At 62.7% G+C, this 17947-nt stretch carries 16 protein-coding genes; 11 read left to right on the forward strand and 5 right to left on the reverse strand.

Features of this window, described 5'->3' with window-relative positions; translation table 11 throughout:
* Positions 1–106 precede the first annotated feature (106 nt).
* The gene (locus tag C9990_RS12975; protein ID WP_106803521.1) at positions 107–1141 is read right to left on the reverse strand and encodes an alginate lyase family protein; all 1035 of its coding nucleotides are present in this window, start codon (positions 1139–1141) and stop codon (positions 107–109) included.
* Positions 1142–1258: 117 nt separating this feature from the next.
* On the opposite strand from C9990_RS12975, the gene dapF reads away from it, so the two are divergent.
* Positions 1259–2068 carry a diaminopimelate epimerase gene (gene dapF, locus C9990_RS12980; RefSeq protein ID WP_106803522.1) on the forward strand — a complete coding sequence of 270 codons (810 nt, stop codon included), beginning with the start codon at positions 1259–1261 and terminating at the stop codon, positions 2066–2068.
* Positions 2069–2113: 45 nt separating this feature from the next.
* The gene (locus C9990_RS12985; RefSeq protein WP_106803523.1) at positions 2114–3316 is read left to right on the forward strand and encodes a YgcG family protein; all 1203 of its coding nucleotides are present in this window, start codon (positions 2114–2116) and stop codon (positions 3314–3316) included.
* 5 nt (positions 3317–3321) lie between these two features.
* On the opposite strand, the gene C9990_RS12990 is transcribed toward C9990_RS12985, so the two are convergent.
* On the reverse strand, positions 3322–3999 hold the full coding sequence (locus C9990_RS12990) for a class I SAM-dependent methyltransferase (RefSeq protein WP_106803524.1): 678 nt from the start codon (positions 3997–3999) through the stop codon (positions 3322–3324).
* Between the two features lie 124 nt (positions 4000–4123).
* Between C9990_RS12990 and C9990_RS12995 the strand changes: the two genes are divergently transcribed.
* Together C9990_RS12995 and C9990_RS13000 are read left to right on the forward strand one after the other, a co-directional pair.
* Positions 4124–4681, forward strand: a complete 558-nt coding sequence (locus C9990_RS12995) for a hypothetical protein (protein WP_106803525.1) — start codon at positions 4124–4126, stop codon at positions 4679–4681.
* Between the two features lie 117 nt (positions 4682–4798).
* Positions 4799–5269 carry a GNAT family N-acetyltransferase gene (locus tag C9990_RS13000; protein WP_106805645.1) on the forward strand — a complete coding sequence of 157 codons (471 nt, stop codon included), beginning with the start codon at positions 4799–4801 and terminating at the stop codon, positions 5267–5269.
* Here C9990_RS13000 and C9990_RS13005 read toward each other — a convergent pair.
* From C9990_RS13005 to C9990_RS13015, 3 genes are all read right to left on the reverse strand, one after another.
* On the reverse strand, positions 5256–5678 hold the full coding sequence (locus tag C9990_RS13005; RefSeq protein WP_106803526.1) for an N-acetyltransferase: 423 nt from the start codon (positions 5676–5678) through the stop codon (positions 5256–5258). The genes C9990_RS13000 and C9990_RS13005 overlap by 14 nt on opposite strands.
* A complete protein-coding gene (locus tag C9990_RS13010) occupies positions 5659–6045 on the reverse strand; it encodes a hypothetical protein (RefSeq protein WP_157955072.1) in 387 nt (128 codons plus the stop codon). Before C9990_RS13010 ends, C9990_RS13005 begins: the two co-directional genes overlap by 20 nt.
* Positions 6046–6115: 70 nt before the next feature.
* Positions 6116–6607, reverse strand: coding sequence for a GNAT family N-acetyltransferase (locus C9990_RS13015; protein WP_106803528.1), 492 nt, complete (start codon positions 6605–6607; stop codon positions 6116–6118).
* A 636-nt stretch (positions 6608–7243) separates the two neighbouring features.
* Here C9990_RS13015 and C9990_RS13020 point away from each other — a divergent pair.
* The 7 genes from C9990_RS13020 (at position 7244) to C9990_RS13050 (ending at position 17934) form a co-directional block, all read left to right on the forward strand.
* Entirely contained in the window at positions 7244–8425 is a 1182-nt protein-coding gene (locus C9990_RS13020) for an EAL domain-containing protein (RefSeq protein ID WP_106803529.1), read from the forward strand.
* Positions 8426–8566: 141 nt separating this feature from the next.
* Entirely contained in the window at positions 8567–9193 is a 627-nt protein-coding gene (locus C9990_RS13025; protein ID WP_106803530.1) for a response regulator transcription factor, read from the forward strand.
* Positions 9194–12784 (forward strand): transporter substrate-binding domain-containing protein, encoded by a 3591-nt coding sequence (locus C9990_RS13030; RefSeq protein WP_106803531.1) that lies wholly within the window; start codon positions 9194–9196, stop codon positions 12782–12784.
* Positions 12785–12958: 174 nt separating this feature from the next.
* Complete coding sequence (locus C9990_RS13035) at positions 12959–13507, forward strand: fimbrial protein (RefSeq protein ID WP_106803532.1); 549 nt, start codon at positions 12959–12961, stop codon at positions 13505–13507.
* A gap of 75 nt (positions 13508–13582) precedes the next feature.
* On the forward strand, positions 13583–14311 hold the full coding sequence (locus C9990_RS13040) for a molecular chaperone (protein WP_371920644.1): 729 nt from the start codon (positions 13583–13585) through the stop codon (positions 14309–14311).
* A gap of 63 nt (positions 14312–14374) precedes the next feature.
* Positions 14375–16873: a fimbria/pilus outer membrane usher protein gene (locus C9990_RS13045; protein WP_106803533.1), complete on the forward strand. Its 2499-nt coding sequence runs from the start codon at positions 14375–14377 to the stop codon at positions 16871–16873.
* Positions 16870–17934: a fimbrial protein gene (locus C9990_RS13050; protein WP_106803534.1), complete on the forward strand. Its 1065-nt coding sequence runs from the start codon at positions 16870–16872 to the stop codon at positions 17932–17934. Before C9990_RS13045 ends, C9990_RS13050 begins: the two co-directional genes overlap by 4 nt.
* The last annotated feature ends 13 nt before the right edge of the window (positions 17935–17947 follow it).

A 17947-nucleotide genomic window follows, 5' to 3' on the forward strand; every position in this document is an offset into this window, starting at 1 on the left:
AGCAGCCCCATCACTCCCCCTACATCCAATCCCGCCTGATGGCTGATGCCGACCACCGTGCATCCTAGCAACTGCTCCCGCCCCGACGGCCACACGCCCAGATGCCCTATTTCAAATAGCAGGCGCTGATCCAGTCTGCTGGCTTGGCCGAGAGCTGCATCGCCACGGGTCGGTAGCGCGGGTCCAGTTGCGCTGCCAGCCAAAACAGGCTTGCGCTGCTCCTGGGCTGCCAGGCGCCGCTGTAGCCAGCCTCGCCAACGCCGGCGCGGTCCTTGTCGAATTGAACATGGGTGTGTACGAACTCCTGATGGCTGCGCTCACCCGTGGCGTACGGCACCAGCCAATCGAGGGCGGCACCCAGGGATGCGCCATTGGCGGTGGTGGTCAGCCAGTTGCCACCCACCCCGTAGGGCTTGGCTGCCAGCGCGGCCTGCACCAGCGGCTCAAGATCGTAGACCACGTAATGCAGGGCGTCGCGGTCGTGGAAGTCGGTCACCGAACCATCGGGCAGGATATTGTCGGCGACCTGCTGCTGGAACAGGTGAAAGGCCTGCTCAAGCATCACCCGGTCCCCCAAGGCGGCCGCCGCCACGCTGACCAACTTGACGCGGTGGCTCTGCCAGTTATTGGTCTGCGTGCCTTTTTTCGGCAGATGAAACTGCTCGATACGCGCGATGTAGCCATTGCCCAGTTGGCTGATCAAGCGGCGACTGGCCTCGCGGGTAGCCGGGTCCAGATGGTCGGCGGTCAGCGCGTAGGCGCTGATCAGCATGTCGAGGTTGGTCTCGTCGATGGGGTTGAAGTTCGGTTGGTACACCCCGGCCCACGCGGCGAGGTAGGCATCGACTTGCTTGAGGTAACGCGCATCGCCGCTCAAGCGCCAGGCCAGTGCCGCCTGGCGCATCACCGGCCAGTCCCGCTCGGCCGCGATGCTCTGCTCGCGAATGCCGTGGTGCGGCAGGGTGCCTTCGGTGTGCACATGCGCCAGGGGCTGGGGCAGGTCACCCACGTGACGTTGGGCCGCCGCCAGCAGCGCGGGGGACGCAGGAGTTGTCGCGACGGGTTGGCAAAGGCTTGCCGCCGAGGCCGCATGGGTAAACGCCGCCAGCATGGCAGTCAGGGTCAAGATGGTTTTTTTCATGAAAGGCTCTGCAGGACGCGAACCCCGTCACGCTAGCACGCAGCCGGCGAGCGTTTGATGAAACTCCCGTCAACTCAGTATGCTTGCGCCCCCCACCGGTCGATCCCAGGACGCGCCATGACCTTGCCCTTTGTGAAGATGCACGCCCATGGCGACGACTTCATCATCATCGACCGCCGTGGCCTCGATGACCCGATCACCCCCGAAGTCGCCCGCCGCCTCGGCAACCGTCACACCGGCATCGGCTTCAACCAGCTGGCGGTGGTGCTCGATTGCGAAGACGCCGCCGCTCGCATCAAGTTCTGGAACCCCAACGGCACGCCTTTGGCCACGTGCGGCAGCGCCACCCGTGGCGTGGCTGATCGGTTGATGCATGAAGCCGGCGCCGATTCGGTGGTGCTGCGCACCGATCGCGGCCTGCTGACGTGCGTGCGCGAGGCGGGGCGGCGAGTGTCGGTGGACATGGGCGCGCCATCGCTGGACTGGGCCGCGGTGCCGCTTGCCGAGGCCATGGATACGCGCACGTTGCCCATCGAGGGACGTCCTGCGGCGTGCAGCATGGGTAACCCGCATTGCACGTTTTTTGTGCAGGACATCGCCGCTGTCGACGTCGCGGCGCTGGGGCCGGCGCTGGAAATCCATCCGTTGTTCCCGGCGAAGACCAATGTGCATTTTGTGCAGGTGCTCGATCGCGGGCATATCCGCCTGCGCATCTGGGAGCGCGGTGGCGGCGTGCCGCTGGGGTCCGGCTCGTGCTGCTGCGGGGCGGTGGTCAATGGCATCCGGCGTGGGCTGCTCGACGCCACCGTGCAGGTGCAGTGCGATGGCGGTACGGTCACGGTGCACTGGGACGGGCAGGGCGGTGTCGTGCTGACCGGCAGTGTGGCGCCGGTGATGCAGGGCAGCGCCTACGCGTTCGAGTGTTGATCAGGTACAGTCGGCGCCTTCAGGAAGAAACTTCAGGTAACAATCATGATGCGGTGGTTGCAGCAATCCGTCTTGAGTCTGCTGGTGTTGATGGCCTGCAGCCTCTTCATCAGCGCCCAGGCCGACACTTCGCCGATCGGCGTGGCCCTCGACCAACGGGTCATCGACCTCTCCAACACCCTCGACCCTGGCACCACCACCCGCCTGATGGAGCAACTTGCCGCCCTTGAACAACGCAAAGGCGCGCAGGTGGCCGTGGTGCTGGTGCCCACCACGGGCGGCAGCAGCATCGAGGATTATGCCAACCAACTGTTTCGCGCCTGGAAACTCGGGCGTAAGGACGTCAACGACGGCATCCTGCTGGTGGTGGCCAAGGAGGACCGCAAGGTGCGCATCGAGGTCGGCTACGGCCTTGAGGGCACCGTCACCGACGTGCTCGCCCACCGCATCATCGAAGAACACATCACCCCGGCATTTCGCCAGGGCGACTTCGCCGGCGGCGTGGCCCAGGGCGTGAACGACCTGGTGGTGCTGGTGGACGGCGGCGACTTGCCCAAGGTCGCCGGCCCCGGCATCAATCCCCAGGCGGTGGCGGTGTTGCTGGCGTTTATCGTCGGCGGCATCGGCGGCGTGCTGATGGCCGCCGGCAAGCTGCCTTGGCGCCAGGCCTTGATGCTCACCGTCGGGGTCACGGTGGCGCTGGCGGCACTGGCCGGTGGGCGGGATTGGCCGATGTACCTGCTGTTGTTGCCATTGACGATCCTGATTGGCGGCGCGACCTTCGGCGCCTTGTGGCTGGCGCGCACGGTGTTTTACTGCGTGATCGGGTTGCTGGCCTACATCGCGGCCTTGCTGGTGGCGGACCGTTTCGTGGCGGTCAGCTTTGTCCATTGGCTGGCCTTGCCATTGGGCGCGCTGGCCGTCCTGGGGGCGTACCTGGCGCTGTGGGTGGTCATGAGAGACGCCTGGAAGACCAGCCCCGTGGGGTTTGCCGTGCGGTTGCTGGCGGCGATCGCGGTGTACGTGGCCGCCGGGTTGATCGCCGACGCCGGGCGTGACGGCTGGCTGGTGGCGTTTCCGATTGCTTCGTTCGTGGCGCTGTTCATCTTTGGCAAGACCGCCGCCGGCTCGGGTTCCGGTTCGGGCGGCAGTTCATCCGGATCAAGCTCCAGCGGTTCCAGCTCCAGCAGCAGCTCGTCCGGTGGCGGCGGCTCCAGTGGCGGCGGTGGGGCTTCAGGGAGCTGGTAAAGCCGCTAGCGCGGCGTGTAGCCGACCCAGCCCTTGAAGCTGAAGCCGGCATAAAACAGCTCCACCCCTTCAAACCCGGCCTCGCGCATCAAGGCTTCATCCGTCTCGGGCGATAGTACCGGCAGCTGCGCGCTGATCGCGGTAATCGCCCGCTCGGCGTCCGCCGCCGGCACCCCCGAATCCACCGCGAACGCCGCATAGCGCTGCAACCAACGGGCCTTGTCTTGCGCGGCCTGCGGGAAGCTGTGGTGCGCCACAATCAACGGTGCCCCTGGCAGCAAGCGCTGCCACAATGCCTTGAGGGTTTGCAGGCGCTGCTCCTGCGGGATGAAGTGCAAGGTCAGCAAGCACGTGGCCCCATCGAACGGCCCCAGCGGCGCCGTGTCGATGTAACCCTCATGCAAGTCGACGCGCTCATTCAGCGGGCCCAATGTCGCTTGCGCTAGTTTCAACATCTCGGCCGCCGGGTCCACCCCCACAAAGCGCCAACCCGGCTCGGCGTCGGCAAAGCGCTTCAACTCCAGGCCGCCACCCGCGCCGAGTACCAGGACCGTGCCGGTGGCCGGCACGCTTTCGCGCAGCAGCAGGGTGGTCATGCGCTGCAGGCCATCGAAGCCCGGCACCAGGCGCACAGGGCCTTCGGCGTAACGGGCGACGGCGTCGGGGTCGGAAAAAAAGCTCATGGCAGGGCTCCTGCGGGATTGGCGAGGGCTAAACCCTACTGTGGCAAATCGGCAGTGGCAATCGGTTCAAGAAATCCACGATGATGTCGATAGGATCTCATCGACCACAAGGACCGTTCCCCCGATGAAACTGCTGAAACTCGCTGCCATCTTGACCCTGCCACTGCTCGGCGCCTGCTCCGACTATCACTACAAGAACTACCAGGGCGACTGGGCGCCGGAAAAACTCCACCCTGTCGACCTCTCCAACAACGCGCCGGACGCGGTGCTGGTGTACTTCGACACCTGGCGCGAACGCGAGCTGGGCGTGCCGTTTCACCGCCTGGCACTTGCGGTGGAAGTCGACGGCGTAACGTTGCCGGGGGCGGGTCGCCAGTCGATTCTCAACGTGAGCGGCGAACAGGCCCTCAAGCTCAGCCCAGGCAAACACTCGCTGCGCTGGTGCAACGTGTCGATGAACGCCCTCGGCACCGGCGGTGCGTTCTGCAACGAAGGCGCGGACGACGTGGAGTTCAAGGCCGGCAGACGCTACCTGGTCAGCTACCGCCTGACCGCCAGCACCCGCGGTGTGGGGCCGAACTACAGCACCCAATACCGCACCCATTCGAGCATCAAGGACCTTGACTCCCAAGAGATCATCTATCCCAGCGCCGGCACCGGCACGTTGATCTCCAATGATTGATGCCCACGGCCTGTGTGCGCAAACGGCCGGCCATCACGTGCCGAAGGCCCGCCTGCCATCACCAGCCTGATTCGCGACGCGATCCCCCAGGACGCCCTGTGCATCGGCGTGCTGGGCATGCAGGTGTTCCTCGACACCTACGCCACCGAAGGCATCCGCAGCGCCATCGCCAAGGAAGCGCTGCACGCCTTTGCACCGGAATCCATCGCCCAACTGATCGCCGAACCGGGCACGGTATTGATCGTGGCCGAGGTGAATAACCACTTGGTCGGCTTTGCCCAGATCCAACTCGAGGCCGGCCACGCGCTGATCGACGCGGCCAACGTCGCCGAACTGCAACGCCTGTACATCCAGGAGCGATTCACCGGGCGGGGTATCGGCAATCAGTTGCTGCACGCGGCGGAGCAGCGCGCGGCATCGGCGGGTGCTGCGTTGTTGTGGGCGACGGTGTGGGCGGGGAATGCGCGGGCGCTGGGGTTCTATCCTCGGCGCGGCTACGCCGTGCTGGGCGCGCCGACGTACACGTTCCAGGGCGAAACCCATGAGAACCGCTTGTTCGGCAAAGCCCTGGACGCTATAGCCGCTTAGACAGAAATACGCGGCAGCTGCCAGCCGGTTCACAGGGGATCTCACCAAAGCGCAGCCAACCGTGCCGCTCGTAGAAACCCGGTGCCTGGAAGCTGAGGGTGTAGAGCACCGCATTCGTACAACCGCGCCGCCGCGCTTCGTCTTCGAAGGCGTGCAGCAACTGGCTGCCCAGGCCGCTGCCGCGCAGGTCCTCGGGCAGGTGGAAGAGGTCGAGGAAAGCGGTGCCCAGGGTGGTCTTGCCGGTGATGCCACCGAGGATTTGCCCGCTGGCATCCTTGATCAGCACGTTCAGCGGCCGGCGGTCGTTGCCGCCGGTGACGGCCGTATTGAAGACGGCGAGGCCGTTGCCGAGGATGCGCTCGGCGTCGGGGTTGGCGTAGTCGCTGATTTCAATGAGCGGTGGCGTCATCGTCGCGTATCTCATTCGAGGAGGCAGGCACTTTAGCCTGCATTGCCTCCTCTTCCAATTGCTTCTCCCGGGCCGCCAGGCGCGCTTTGTTGTCGGCCTCTTCACGCGCCTGTTGGTCGCGGTGCATTTGCGCTTCCATGTCCTTCATCTGCTGGCGATTCTGCTCGGCAAACTGACGCATCTGCTCGCGGTTCTGCCGCGCTTGCTCATCGGCCCGTTGGCTGGCTTCGCGCTGAAACTGTGCGAAGGAACCGTTGCGTAGGTGTTCAATGTCCTGGGCCGTGGCGCCGAAGGCCAACGGCACGGTCGAGATCAAGGTGGCGGCGAACAACACAGCGGTAACGCGGCTAATCCGATTCCTGGACATCAAGGCACTCCGAGTCAATTCGTGGTGCCTTGTTGGACGTCGCCAAAAGCATAAGTTCCAAGCGTTGCTATTAAAAAGCCATCACCATTTCATGCCACGCCATCCCGCCATGATCCGAAGGCGAAGGGCGCACGTAGGTGTAGCCCATGCGGGTGTACAACGGCACATGCTGTTCCTTGCACATCAAGTGAATCGTCTGCTTGCCCAGCACCTGCATGCGCTGCACAAACTCGGTCATCAGCCGCTTGGAATAGCCCTGGCCCTGATGCGCCGGGTCGACCACCACCGACATGATCACCACATTCGGTGCCTCGGCCGAATGGCCCACCAACTCCTTGAACGCTTCGTCCGACATCACCACGTCATGGGCGCAACCCGAGTTGATGAAACCCACCACCTCACTATCGGCTTCCAGAATCAAGAAGCCCTGCGGGTACTGCGCAATGCGCGTGGCGATCTTCTCCAGAGTCGCCGCCTCGTCGCCTTCGTAGGCGGTGATTTCAATCTCGAAGCAACGGGCAGCATCGGCGGGGAGGGCGTTGCGGAAGGTGAGGGCGGGCATGGGCGTTTCCTGGAGGGTTGAGCGAAAGGCCCCATGATAACGGCGTGCCCCAGCCATCGCCATGGCGGGGGGCTGCGGCGAGCACACAAGCAAAATCTGGGAGCAACTGTCGAAGCCCGGCGAGATGGAGAAGGCGGCGGCATTGCTGGCATTTTCTTCGGCTGACACACCGCTTTCGCAGCCTCGCTAGAGCTCGGCAGCTCTCACAGGGGATCGCGGGGATGGCGATGAGATCTGTGGTGAGACCATGTTCAAAATATATGGCTTGCCGGCGATGGCATTGGGTCAGCCACCCTCTCGATCGCCAATGCGGCCGCTTTCGCAGCCTCGCTAAAGCTCGACAGTTCACACGGGGGATTTGCGGTGTCGGCCTTATTTCAATGTGGGAGCGCTCGAGCCCCAGCGAGGCCGCGATGGCGGTGGTACAGACAGCACCAAGCGCGCTTTTCAAACCCATAACGCTGGTTTTCATCATGGTTGATGCCGAAGGAACAGTTCGAGTCATCCATGCATAGGGAAATTTCCTACATTTTAACAGGCGACTTCCTTCGCTGAAGGTTATCCAGGCTCGCCACTATGAGCGCCCTCGAGTCTGCAAAACGGTTGATGACGATGGCCCCACCACGTGTTCTGGTTATGGAAAACCACAGTGCCCAGCGCAGCACCCTGGTCAATATGTTGCGACGGCTCGGGGTGCGGGAGGTGTTGCAGGCCAGCAACAGCGAACAGGCGATGTTGCTGATGCAGCGCACCGGCGGCGTGGATATCGTGCTGTGCGACTTGGGCAACAAGGGCTCCGAGCAGGTGGAGTTGCTGCGCTATGCCAGGCAGATTGGCCTGGTGCAGGCGGTGGGGTTGTCGAACGAATTGCGTCCTGAACTGCGTCGGGCGCTGGGCCACCTGGAATTTTTGTCGGGTGTGCAACTGCTGGGTATCTTGAGCACGCCGTTGCAGCCGCAAGTGCTGGACAGGTTGCTCAAGCGCTATCGCGCGATACCACCGGCAGCCCCTAAGTCTGCGGCCATGGCCCCGCTGCCCAGCGAAGAAGAAATACAACTGGGCCTGGCCCTGGGGGAGTTTCGCGGTTGGTTTCAGCCCAAACGGATGATGAGTGATGGCAGCCTCGCCGGCGTCGAGGCATTGGTGCGCTGGGAGCACCCGGCCCGGGGCTTGTTGTTACCCAAGGACTTCCTCGCCGCGGTGCTGGCCTATGACCTGATCGATGAAATGTTCAAACAGCTGCTGGAGCAGGGGCTGAAATTGCTCGCCGTGCTGCATCGCCAGGGCACCGCGCTGGAAATGTCGTTCAACCTGCATGCCTCGCAACTGGCCCGCCACGGCCTGATCGAGCATATTCAGGGCGCGCTGCAGCGTCACGGCCTGTGCGCCTCGTTGCTGGTGTTCGAGCTGGCTGAAAATGGCTTGCTGGATCTGCAGTCTTCCACCCAGGAAAACCTGCTGCGCCTGCGCTTGATGGGCTGCGGCTTGTCGATCGACGACTTCGGCGTGGGCTTCTCATCACTCAAGTTGCTGTGCCAATTGCCGTTCAACCAGATCAAGCTCGATGGCGACTTTATTCACACCTTGAACGAGCCGCGCAGCCAGGCCATGGTCGGTAGCACCCTGGCCCTGGCCCGCTCGCTGGACATGAGCCTGGTGATCGAAGGCGTGAGCAACCGGCAGATTCGTGATGCGCTGATCAGCCTTGGCTGCGAGCTCGGGCAGGGGTTTTTCCTGGCCCGGCCAATGACCGGCCACGACCTCCTGCATTGGCTGGCGCGCGAAGATGTGCAGCCGATAAGTTCGCCGGTGGCTTAGGCGGCAAAACTTCAGAATTTTCCTACACTTCAGTCGTGTTCGTGTAACTTGAGCAACGCGTCGGCTGGCCGTTTATCCATTGTTTTGCGTCGTGGGTGCTTCTGTCACCGGAACTTTCCGGCGCGCCTTACAGGAGGTTACATGTATACCGCTTTGGTTGTGGATGACCATCCCTTCATTCGCTCGTCCGTCAAAATGCTGCTGCGCCAAGTTCAGTTTGAAGTCGTGGCCGAAGCCGATAACGGCGCAGATGCGGTGCAATTGGCGCGTGAGCATGTTCCCGACCTGATCATTCTCGACATCGGCATGCCCAGGCTCGACGGCCTTGAGGTGCTCAACCGCATGGCATCCCTGCGCCTGCAGAGCAAGATCCTCGTGTTCACTTCGCAGTCGGCGCTGTTTTATTCCATGCGCTGCATGAAAGCCGGTGCGGCCGGGTTCATCTCCAAGACCAACGACATGGAGGAGGTGACCAAGGCGATCAAGGCCGTGATGGACGGGTACACCTTTTTCCCCAACCTGGCCAACAGCTCGGTACGTCGCAGTGACCTCGAGGCCACGGATCACGAGTTGATCCAGAATCTCTCCGACCGCGAACTGACCATCTTGCAACAGCTGTCCCAGGGGCTGACCAATAAGGAAATCGGTGACGCCATGCTGATCAGCAACAAGACGGTGAGCACGTACAAGACCCGCCTTATCGAAAAGCTCAACGTCAAATCGGTGGTGTACCTGGCCGACTTTGCCAAGCGCAACAACCTCATCTGAATGAATACACTTCTTCGACATGGCTTGCTGGGCCTGCTGTTGCTCGGCGTCCTGGGCAATGCCCTGGCAGCGCCGCAAATGCTCAAGCTGCACGGGCGTTCCGACGTCAGCGACTACAGCGTGGGCCTGGACGAAGCCGACTGGAGCTGGCTGCGCGGCAAGGGCACGCTGGTGCTCGGCTCTTCGGCGCCGGACTACTCGCCGTTCAGCATCACCAGTAACCGTCATGACTACGAAGGCATCACGGCTGACTACGCGCAGTTGATGGAGCAATTGCTGCACGTGAAAGTTCGGGTGCAACGGTATGCCTCACGCAATGAGGTGCTGGCGGCGCTCAAGGCGGGCGACGTCGATATGCTCGGCAGCTCCAACGGCTACGAGGCAGCCGATCCGGAACTTCAACTCTCCGAGGCCTATGCCGAAGACCAGCCGACCCTGGTCAGCCGTGTCGGCGACAGCCAGAACCTCGATCCGGAACTGGCCGGCAAGCGCGTGGCGATGCTCTATCACTATCTGCCGCCCAAGGCTGTCGAAGCCTTTTACCCAAAGGCCAGCTTGCAGCTTTACCCCTCCACCCTCAGCGCCATCGGCGCCGTGGCGTTCGGGCAGGCCGACGTGTACCTGGGCGATGCGATCAGTGCCAACTACCTGATCAACCGCAACTACCTGAACAACGTGCAGTTGGCTGACTTCTCGCGCATGGAAGTCAGCAATTTTTCGTTTTCGGTCAAGCGCGACAACACGCGCCTGCTGCGGATTATCAATGCGTCACTGGCGGCGATCCCGGTCACCGAGCGCCAGACCATTCTGCGCCGCTGGAGCGCCGGCGGCGCGAGCATACCCGGTCAGCATCCGTTGCATTTCAGCGTCAGTGAGCAGCGCTGGCTGGACAGGAATCCGCGGTTGCGGGTAGCAATTGACGAAGACTTCCTGCCGATGTCGTTCTACAGCGACGAGGGTGAATTTCGTGGCATCAGCGCCGATGTCCTGGCCAAGGTGGCCCTGCGTACGGGCTTGAAGTTCGATATCCAGCGGGTGAGTTCGGTGCGCGAGATGATCGACGCCATCACCAGCAACAAGGCAGACCTGCTGATCACCATCACTCCCAGCGAGGAGCGCGAAGCAGTCCTGCGCTTTACCCGCCCGTACCTGGCCACGCCCTTTGTACTGGTCAGTCGCACCACGGCAGGCAGCCCCAATACTCTGGACGACATGCACGGCAAGCGCCTGGCGGTGATCAGCGGTGACTCCAGCCGCGACATGCTCACCGAGCAATACCCGGACATCCGCCTGGTGGATGCCGACAGCGCCCACGACGCCATGCAGAAAGTCGCCAATGGCGAGGCCGATGCGGCGGTCAATTCGCTGATCACCGCCCGCTACATGATTTCCCGGCAATACCGCGATCGCTTGCGTATCACCAGCACCGTGGGCGTTACCAACTCGCGCATGGCCTTTGCCACGGCCCGCGGCTCGCTGGAGCTGTTCTCGATCCTGGACAAGGCGCTGCTCAGCATCGCCCCGGAGGAAATGGACGAGCTGACCAACCGCTGGCGTAGCGAAGTGGTGGTGGGCGACAGCTATTGGCTGCGCAACCGCAGCGCAATCATCCAGGGTTTTGTGATTGCCGCCGTGTTGCTGGTGATTGCCCTGGGCTGGATCGCCTACCTGCGGATGTTGATGCGCAAGCGCAAACAGGCCGAGCAAGCGTTGAGTGACCAGGTTGAATTCATGCGCGTATTGATCAACGGCACCCCGCACCCGATCTACGTGCGTGATCGCGAGGGCAAGCTGCTGATCTGCAACAGTGGCTACCTGGAAGTGTTCGCGGTGGAGCGCGAGCAGGTGATCGGCAAGACCGTCCTGGACGGTGTGCTCGGCGACCCGGATGAAGCCGCCGCGTATCACCGTGACTACCTGCGGGTGATGGACAGCGGCGAAGCACAGTTGCAGGATCGCAGCCTGAGCATGCCCGATGGCCGAGTGTTGACTATCTATCACTGGATGCTGCCGTACCGCAGCAGCACCGGCGACGTCAGCGGCATGATCGCCGGCTGGATCGATATCAGCGAACGCCAGCGGCTGCTGGAAGACGTTAACGCCGCCAACCGCGCCAAGACCACTTTCCTGGCAACCATGAGCCATGAAATCCGCACACCGATGAACGCGGTGATCGGCATGCTCGAACTGGCGACGAAGAAGGCTGACCAAGGCGTGATGGATCGCTTTGCGATTGATGTGGCTTCCGGCGCGGCGCGCGGCTTGCTGGACCTGATCGGCGACATCCTCGACATTGCCCGCATCGAATCCGGGCGATTGTCGTTGAATCCGGAGCGCGCCAACCTGCGCGAGCTGCTGGAGTCGGTGGTGCGCATTTTCGAAGGCCTGGCGCGGCAGAAACAGCTGCAATTGCAGTTGGACCTCGATGCCGGCGTCAATGGTGATGTGCTGATCGACCCGCTGCGCTTCAAGCAGATCGTGTCCAACCTGCTGAGCAACGCCATCAAGTTCACCGCCCAGGGCCACGTGCGCCTGAGTGTTCGAACGCAGATGAGCAAGGAGCAACTGGGGGTCAGGCTGCAGGTGGAGGACTCCGGCATGGGCATTGGCGAAGAGGACCAGAAACGCCTGTTCAGCCCCTTTACCCAAGCCGGCAACAATGACCAGTCGGCCCGCAGCGGCTCCGGCCTGGGCCTGGTCATCAGCCGCACACTCTGCGAAATGATGGGCGGGCGCCTGACCCTCGACAGCACCTTGGGCCAAGGCACGCGCATCGACGTGCGGCTGGACCTGACCACCCTGGAGCCGTTGACCGATATTGTTCCGGTCGAGGACGAACCGGCCGTCACGAACCACGCGTTGAACATCCTGGTGATTGATGATTACCCGGCCAACCGTCAGTTACTCACCCAGCAACTCAACTACCTGGGGCACCGGGTCGAGGATGCCGAGGATGGCGCCCACGGGTTGCGCGCCTGGCGCAACGGCCAGTTCGATGTGGTGATTACTGACTGCAATATGCCGCTGATGAACGGCTATGAACTGGCCCAGGCGATCCGCGCCGAAGAGACTGCCCGTGGCTCGCCGCCCAGCCTGATCCTGGGCTTTACCGCCAATGCGCAGCCGGAAGAGAAGGGTCGCTGCCTGGCAGCCGGTATGGACGACTGCCTGTTCAAACCCATCAGCCTCAAGGACTTGAGTGCGCGCCTGGCAGGCCTCGCAACCGAGCAGGGGGACGCCGCCGGGTTTTCGGCGGATGACGATATCGACCTGACCAGCGTTGAACACCTGGCCGGTGGCGACATTGACTCGATCAAAAGCCTTCTGGGCGACCTGGCCGCCAGCAATGAGCAGGACATGGCGCGCCTGATGCAGCTATTTACCCGTCACGACCTGCAAGGCCTGGCGGACATCGCGCATCGGGTCAAGGGTGGCGCGCGGATTATCAAGGCCCAGCGGCTGATTCGCTGCTGTGAAGACCTGGAGGCCGCCTGCAATGGGCTGGACTCGGCGCAGCTGACCGAAGCCGTGGATGCGCTGCATCAACAGATGGAGCGGCTCGAAGAGCGATTGGAGCGCTACCTGGCTTGAGTCATCACTAGGAAATTTCCTACAAGAACGCGGCACCATTCATACGTAATCAACCCCTCCCAACTCCGATACTGAGCCTCGTTGAACGGCCCCGCCGACCAAGCGGACCGGGCCCTGCAACCTGATTGAAGCCCTCACTGGGCTTCGAACTTTCCTCATTATCTGGATTACGTTATGAACAAGTTTGCGCTCAAAGGTCTGTTTGCCGCTGTCATCCTCGCCGCTGGTTCCCAAGTTGCGATGGCCGCTGACGGTGAAATCAACTTCGTTGGTTCCGTAACCGACAACACTTGCCCGGTGGTCGTGACTGACCTGAACGGTTCGGCCGGTGCCGGCGATGTAGGCCTGGGCGATGTACCTGCCACCTCCCTGGCTACCGTCGGCGCTGTTGCCGGTGGCGGCGCGTTCAGCCTGACCATCGACACCACTGCCCCTGGTTGCAGCGTCACCGGCAAGAGCGCCGTGGTCAAATTCCTGTCCCTGAGCGGCACCGCCGGCGCCAGCGGCCAGTGGATCGGCATCACTCCGGACGCCGGTCACGCCACCAATGTTGCAGTACAGATCAAGGACGCCACCGACAAGGACGTGCAACTGGGCCTGGAGTCGGCTCCTTACCTGGACCTGACCCAACCGCTGCGCTTCACCGCCAACTACATCGCTACCGGCATTGCGACCTCCGGCCCGGCCAACGCCAAGGCTGCGTTCACCGTCGAGTACCAGTAAGCCCTGTTGATGCGCCGCTGCAGCGCTGATGCGCGCGGCGGCCATCCCCTCGCTCACGGCAAGAGGATGATCGAAATGAACGTTTCCCCCTTCAAGCATGCATCGGCCCTGGCGCTGTTGCTCAGTACTGTACTGCTCAGCACGGCCAGCCAGGCCGGTGTGATGCTCGGCGGCACACGGATCGTGTTCGACGGCAACAAACGCGACGCGGCGATCACCGTCAGCAACACCACGGCGCAGCCGTACATGGTGCAGACCTGGGTCAACACCGAAGCCGATGACATGACCACCGCCACGCCCTTTGTGTCGACGCCGCCGCTGTTCCGCCTGGACCCGCGCAAAGAGCAAATGGTGCGCATCCAGAAAGTCGCCGGCAACCTGCCGACCGACCGTGAATCGGTGTTCTATTTCAACGCCCAGGAAATCCCGGTGGCCAGCGAAGGCAACGCCAATACGCTGAAGATCGCCATGCGCACCCGCGTCAAATTGTTCTATCGCCCGGCCGGTCTCAAGGGCAATGCGATCGAAGCACCGTCGCAGCTGACCTGGAGCCTCGCGCAGGAGCAGGGCAGGGCAGTGCTGGTGGTCAACAACCCGTCGCCGTTCCATATTTCGTTCATTGGCGTCACCGCCAAGTCTGCCGGCCAGAGCGTCGAGGTCAACGAGCCGACGATGGTCGCGCCGCTGAGCAGCCAGCGTTATCCGCTGCCGGGCTTCAAAGGCACAACCGGCGAAGTGGTGTTCTCGGCCATCAATGATTACGGCGGCTACAGCGAGCCGCAGACCGTGCCACTGAACCGCTGATTCCTTTTCTTCCTGTAGACGTTTGCGCGTGCCACGGCTGTGGCGCGGCGGCCGGGTATTGCCATGCGAATCGATAACTCCTTCAGCTTTAGTCGTTTGCCTTTATGGGTAGCGGTGGCGGCCGCCTGTGCCGGTGAATTGGCCGTGGCCGGTGAGCCTGCCAAGTTCGATGCCGGCTTCATGCAGTCGTTTGGCGGCGCCGGTGCCGGGCCCAACCTCGACCTGGATGCGGTGGCCAACAGCGGCAGCATCGGTCCTGGTACCTACCCGGTGCTGATTCGCCTGAACCAGAGCTTTTTCGACCGGCGTGACATGACCTTCATCAAGGATGAGCAGGGTGGTGACGTGCGTGTATGCCTGTCCGAAGCCTTTCTCAAGGAGCTCGGGGTTAAGCTGGATGCGTTCAAGGTGCCCGGCGAAACGCTCCCCGCGTGTATCGACCTGGCCGCGCTCATTGAGGGTGCCTCGGTGACCTTCAATGCCAACTACCTGGCTTTGGATATCAGCGTGCCGCAGATCGCCTTGAGCCGGGATGCGGCCGGCTACGTGGCACCGTCGGAATGGGACCGCGGCATCAATGCCGCGATGCTCAACTACCAGTTTTCCGCCGCGCAGACCAACAGCGACGCCCGGGGCACCGGCAATCAGTACAACCTGTATGCCACCGGTGGTTTCAACCTCGGCGACTGGCGTTTTCGCTCCAGCTCCTCGTTCCGCCAGGGCGATGAAGGTGGCCGCCAATGGCAGCGCAGCAATACCTACGCGCAACGGGACATCACGCCGCTGAAAGCCACGCTGACGGTGGGCGAGAGCTTCACCCCTGGCGATGTGTTCGACAGCGTGCCGTTTCGCGGTGTGCAACTGGCCTCGGACATGGGCATGTTGCCGGACTCGATGCAGGGCTACGCCCCGGTGATCCGTGGCATCGCCGAAACCCAGGCCAAGGTCGAAGTGCGCCAGAACGGCTACTCGCTGTACACCACTTACGTGGCGCCGGGTGCGTTTGAAATCAACGACCTCAACGCCGCCTCGGGCAGCGGCGACCTGGAAGTGATCATCACCGAAGCCGATGGTCGCGAGCGCCGTTTCACCCAGCCGTACGCAACCCTGGCCAACATGCTGCGGGAAAACACCTGGCGCTATAGCGCAACGGTGGGCGAATACAACTCGGCCAACGGTGGTGAGCGGCCGATGTTTACCCAGGCGTCCCTGGCCTACGGCTTGCCGTTCGACCTGACGCTGTACGGCGGCTTTCTGGGGGCTGATTTTTACCGTGCCGGTGTGGTTGGCGTGGGCAAGAGCCTGGGCAGCATCGGCGCCGTCTCGGTCGACGTCACCCAGGCGCAGACCGACGTGCCCAAGGCCGTCACCACTCAAGGCGACAGCAAAAAAGGCCAGAGCATCGGCCTGCGCTACGGCAAGGCATTTGAAAGCGGCACTTCGGTGCGCTTCGCCGGTTATCGCTATTCCACCGAAGGCTATCGCGACTTCAGCGAAGCCGTGGATTTGCAGCAACCCAACGAATACAGCCAGTTCTCCAAGCGCAGCAAGGTCGAGGCCAGCGTCAACCAGGCCCTGGACAACTACGGCTCGCTGTACTTGAACCTGAGCAAGCAGAACTACTGGGGCACGTCCCGGGAAGACAAGCAGATGCAGCTGGGTTTCAACACCCAGTACAAGGGCGTGACCTATGGCGTGTACGCCAGCAAGACCCTGACAGACGACTTCGGCTCCAACAACCAGGTGGTCTTCACTGTGTCCATGCCCCTGGGACAAACCCGCAGTACCGGTACGTTCAGCGTCACCCGCAACAATGACGGTAGCCTCGATCAACGGGCCGGCCTCAGTGGTCGCGATGGCAACCTGAACTACAACGTCAACGCCAACCGCGTGGAAAACACCGGCAACAACGGCTCGGCACTGCTGGGCTACCGCGCACCGTTTGCCCAGTTGGGCGCCGGTGTGAGCGTCGGCTCGGGCTACCGGCAGACCTCGGTCAGCGCGGCGGGCTCGGTGCTGGCCCATGGCGATGGTGTGGAGTTCGGCCAGACCCTGGGTGAAACCGTGGCGCTGGTGGAGGTCAAGGACACGCCGAAGGTCGGCCTGCTGAATGCCCCGGGCACCCTGACCAACGACCGCGGATATACCCTGGTGCCATACGTCACGCCGTATCGCAAGAACCGCGTGGCCGTGGACACCAGCGAACTGGACACCAGCGTCGACATCGCCGAAGGCGTGACCAACGTGGTGCCGCGTCGCGGTGCGGTGGTCAAGGCGGTATTCGCCGCCAGCCGTTCGGAAAAAATACTGCTCAACGTCCGCCTGCAGGACGGCTCGCTCTTGCCTTTCGGCACCACCGTGCAGGACGACCAGGGCGCCAGTGTCGGCGTGGTCGGCCAGGCAGGGCAGGTGCTGCTGTCGGCGGGCAAAGGCGTCACCTACACCATGAAGTGGGGTGGCAAGGCCGCGCAGCAGTGTGAAATCAATTTGGATATCAGCAGCACGCCAGCCACCGATGGTTATCGGGTGATGGACGCTGTGTGCGTAGGAGTTCGTCCATGAAACCGATAAACAAGTGGAAAAAACGCGTGCTGTTGAGCGCGCTGGCGGTGGCACCGTTTGCCCTTTCAGAGATGGCGTTGGCCGACTGTGGGGCAACCAGCGCGACCCAGAGCGTGCACCCCATCGGGGATGTGTACATTCCTCAGGATGCGCCGGTGGGCTCAACCATCGGGCTGGTCAAGTACACCCGCTTCCCGATCATCAACTGCACGACGACGGTACCGTTTTCGATCCAGGCCAACATGCTCGGTGCCAAGTTACCCGCGGTCACCGCGGCCATTGGCGCGGTGCAAGGCAGCCAACTGTACGCGACGAACATACCGGGGATCGGGGTAGGAGTGGTCAACGAAAGCCGCCCCAGCTTTCTGTGCCGGACCTCCGGCAACTGGTACTTCCCGCTGACGTACGCCAGCTGTAATACCGGTGGTTTCGCCTCCAATACCAATAACAGCCTGATCCTGATCAAAACCGGACCGATCCCGGCAGGCGTCAATGATTTCGGCAACCTGCAGGTGTACACCGTCACGATCAACAACAACGGTACGCCGTTCGACTGGATCGACGGTCGCCTGACCGGCAGCGTGACCGTGGCCGGCTGCAGCATGCCCGAAGGCGTGGGCAGCATCATCGACGTTCCGTTGAACAACTGGGAAAAGCGCGTGTTCAACGGTCCCGGCAGCGTCACGCCAACCGAAAGTTTCAATATCCCGCTGAATAACTGCATTGCCGGGACGTACGCGGGGAATCCGACCTGGAACTACTTCCAGGGCAACACCGCCAACATCCGCCTGGATGGCGCCAAGGGGTCGGTGATTGTCGATGCCGGCCAGGGAATCCTGGGGCTCAACTCCGAAGCCACCGCCAGCGGCGTGGCGGTACAGGTGCTCAAGCAGGACGGAACCGTGCTGCCGCTGGGCGTCGATGTACCGATCATGCCAGTCCAGGACGGCACCACCAACCTGCAGTTCGGTGCCCGCTACATCCAGACCGCCGGCGATGCCTCCGGGCCGCAGCCCGGTATTGCCAACGCCACCGCGAATTTCACCATCACCTACAAATAGGAACGATCCCATG

It is taken from the genome of Pseudomonas sp. S5D5 (assembly GCF_003013355.1).
Lineage (GTDB): Bacteria > Pseudomonadota > Gammaproteobacteria > Pseudomonadales > Pseudomonadaceae > Aquipseudomonas > Aquipseudomonas aylmerensis.

Bases quoted from the DNA above. Each gene is read 5' to 3' on its own strand.
- C9990_RS12975 (WP_106803521.1), bottom strand. From the start codon at position 1,141: ATGAAAAAAACCATCTTGACCCTGACTGCCATGCTGGCGGCGTTTACC.
- dapF (WP_106803522.1), top strand. From the start codon at position 1,259: ATGACCTTGCCCTTTGTGAAGATGCACGCCCATGGCGACGACTTCATC.
- C9990_RS12985 (WP_106803523.1), top strand. From the start codon at position 2,114: ATGATGCGGTGGTTGCAGCAATCCGTCTTGAGTCTGCTGGTGTTGATG.
- C9990_RS12990 (WP_106803524.1), bottom strand. From the start codon at position 3,999: ATGAGCTTTTTTTCCGACCCCGACGCCGTCGCCCGTTACGCCGAAGGC.
- C9990_RS12995 (WP_106803525.1), top strand. From the start codon at position 4,124: ATGAAACTGCTGAAACTCGCTGCCATCTTGACCCTGCCACTGCTCGGC.
- C9990_RS13000 (WP_106805645.1), top strand. From the start codon at position 4,799: ATGCAGGTGTTCCTCGACACCTACGCCACCGAAGGCATCCGCAGCGCC.
- C9990_RS13005 (WP_106803526.1), bottom strand. From the start codon at position 5,678: ATGACGCCACCGCTCATTGAAATCAGCGACTACGCCAACCCCGACGCC.
- C9990_RS13010 (WP_157955072.1), bottom strand. From the start codon at position 6,045: ATGTCCAGGAATCGGATTAGCCGCGTTACCGCTGTGTTGTTCGCCGCC.
- C9990_RS13015 (WP_106803528.1), bottom strand. From the start codon at position 6,607: ATGCCCGCCCTCACCTTCCGCAACGCCCTCCCCGCCGATGCTGCCCGT.
- C9990_RS13020 (WP_106803529.1), top strand. From the start codon at position 7,244: ATGGAAAACCACAGTGCCCAGCGCAGCACCCTGGTCAATATGTTGCGA.
- C9990_RS13025 (WP_106803530.1), top strand. From the start codon at position 8,567: ATGTATACCGCTTTGGTTGTGGATGACCATCCCTTCATTCGCTCGTCC.
- C9990_RS13030 (WP_106803531.1), top strand. From the start codon at position 9,194: ATGAATACACTTCTTCGACATGGCTTGCTGGGCCTGCTGTTGCTCGGC.
- C9990_RS13035 (WP_106803532.1), top strand. From the start codon at position 12,959: ATGAACAAGTTTGCGCTCAAAGGTCTGTTTGCCGCTGTCATCCTCGCC.
- C9990_RS13040 (WP_371920644.1), top strand. From the start codon at position 13,583: ATGAACGTTTCCCCCTTCAAGCATGCATCGGCCCTGGCGCTGTTGCTC.
- C9990_RS13045 (WP_106803533.1), top strand. From the start codon at position 14,375: ATGCGAATCGATAACTCCTTCAGCTTTAGTCGTTTGCCTTTATGGGTA.
- C9990_RS13050 (WP_106803534.1), top strand. From the start codon at position 16,870: ATGAAACCGATAAACAAGTGGAAAAAACGCGTGCTGTTGAGCGCGCTG.